At 33.6% G+C, this 2,102-nt stretch carries 3 protein-coding genes; all 3 read right to left on the reverse strand.

Annotation, left to right across the window (positions count from 1 at the left end; genetic code table 11):
* Positions 1 to 497: 497 nt before the first annotated feature.
* From ABZ953_RS39250 to ABZ953_RS39260, 3 genes are read right to left on the reverse strand one after another with little or no spacing between them, the layout of a single operon-like run.
* Positions 498 to 1,097, reverse strand: coding sequence for a recombinase family protein (locus tag ABZ953_RS39250; RefSeq protein WP_356625589.1), 600 nt, complete (start codon positions 1,095 to 1,097; stop codon positions 498 to 500).
* A 3-nt stretch (positions 1,098 to 1,100) separates the two neighbouring features.
* Positions 1,101 to 1,556 carry a hypothetical protein gene (locus ABZ953_RS39255; protein ID WP_361734322.1) on the reverse strand — a complete coding sequence of 152 codons (456 nt, stop codon included), beginning with the start codon at positions 1,554 to 1,556 and terminating at the stop codon, positions 1,101 to 1,103.
* Positions 1,557 to 1,585: 29 nt separating this feature from the next.
* On the reverse strand, positions 1,586 to 1,906 hold the full coding sequence (locus tag ABZ953_RS39260; RefSeq protein ID WP_351502957.1) for a BRCT domain-containing protein: 321 nt from the start codon (positions 1,904 to 1,906) through the stop codon (positions 1,586 to 1,588).
* Between the last annotated feature and the right edge of the window lie 196 nt (positions 1,907 to 2,102).

Consider the following 2,102-nt stretch of genomic DNA (forward strand, 5'->3'; position numbering starts at 1 on the left):
AAAATACAGTCAGTTAATCAATGTGTTTTTGACTGTATACATAGTTTTTTCTGACTGTATACATAGTTTTTTCTGACTGTATACATAGTTTTTTCTGACTATTTAATTTCTATGAATGGCGTTAACACTAACTTTTTTACCACGCAAAAGAACAAAAGATTAAAATATATATGATAAATATATAATAGGCTTCGCCTTTTTTTATTTTTTTCAAAAATTAAAAATCAAGGTCAAAAGAAAAAGTCAAAACCATTGAATTGGTGTTCTGATTTTTAACTCCCTGTTTGCTCTTGTCGCTCCGCTTGTACACGTTACTTTTTGATGTGATACATTCTGCCACTAAGAAAAACTCCCTCACGATCGTGACTACTTTGTTTAGATGAAAAGCTTTAAATAGTCCTAGAAACTCATATTTTGTATTCTAAGACATTTTAAACGTGAGTTGGTAATAAATATCATAGTTAAAAGAAAAAGCCCTTCTGAGGGCTAATATCAGCTTATTCTGTTCTGCCTTCTCTTATCACGTTATATTTTTGACGATAACGTCGAAAAGTCGTTCGATTAATTCCAGTTTTACGCTCGATTTCTTTTTCTGTTAATCCTTGTTGGTATAAGTCAAAGGCATGTTGCAATCCCTCATCTTCAAAAGAATATTTCTTTTTTCGTCCTTTAAATCGTCCCCGTTGTTTGGCAATGGCAATACCTTGGGCTTGCCGTTCTTTAATCCGCTTTCGTTCACTTTCTGCTTGGTATTTGTACAATTCAATCATTAAGTTATTGATTAAACGCCTTAAATTATCGTCTTCAATCCCTGTCATGGATGGCAAGTTTAAGACTTCAAGCGTTGCGCCTTTTTGTTGAATTTGGTTCATCAGTTCGGTTAATTCTTTGTTATTTCGTCCTAAGCGGTCTAATTCTGTCACCACGACAATATCACCCTCACGTAAATAAGTCAGCATGTCTTGTAATTGAGGACGTTCAGTAGATTGTCCGCTTGCCTTATCTGAAAACACCTTAGAAACGTCCTGTAAGGCTTCTAACTGGCGGTCTAGGTTCTGTTCTTTGCTTGAAACACGAGCATAACCTATTTTTGCCATTTTCTACTCCCCCTCTTTATCATTATTGGCTTCTGCCAAATCGTCCAACGTTTTAAGTAAATCAGATAGTTTATCATGTTTCACTTTATAAATCACTTGCTGTCTTTTATCCTTACCAATGGTGATGTAATCGCCATAAATCATGTATCTTCTGACAAATTTTGTTCCACGGTTCAAATCTAGTGTATACGTATCAGCACCGACTAAACCGCCAGTATCTTTGACCTCATTTTTTTTGGATAAATCCAACTCATCAAGATAATCGACAATTGATGAAACCATTTCTTTTTCCTTGATATTCATATCCGTTTCTTGAAATTGATAGTTACTCCCATTGGTAATGGTAAAATGAATACGGTCAATATTCTCTTTCGATAATTTTTGGGAGTTCGTACCACATGCTACAAGTCCAAAAATAGCTAGAAGAACAATACTACTAAATGCGATTATTTTTTTCATTATAGTTTCTCTCTTTCTTTTATGATTGTTTATAGCCCTTTTGCGAGTAATTGGAAAAATTGTGCTAAAAAGTCCACAAACTCTTTTTCGCTCATGATAATTAAAGGCTGTCCGGATTCAATTGCTTGTTCTGCTTCTGTCAGTTTTTGAGAAGGGGAATAGCCTTTGATTAAATCAATGGGGAAATAGCCTGTCACCAGCCGTGTGGTTTTTTTCGTGACACTACTTTGATTATGACCTTCTAGCCCTGAAATAATAGCTTGCGCCTGTTTTCTCGTCATTGTGGTGAGTGTTCCAGTGAACACGAAATATTCATTTTCTAACAATTTTCCACCTCTTTTTTTGAACAAGTCTATTGAACACCTACAATACCTATTATACCACTAACCAAAAATAGTTCAATAAAGTATACTTTATTGAACTTAATTAACTCATTATTTATAAAATTAAGCAATATCTTGTTTTCTATTCTTAGATATAATAAGCGAAATAGATATAAAGATAATAGCGTAAATTATCATTATTAAAATAGATTTTGAAGGTATC

The organism is Streptomyces sp. NPDC046465, from assembly GCF_040646035.1.
Taxonomy (GTDB): Bacteria; Actinomycetota; Actinomycetes; order Streptomycetales; family Streptomycetaceae; genus Streptomyces.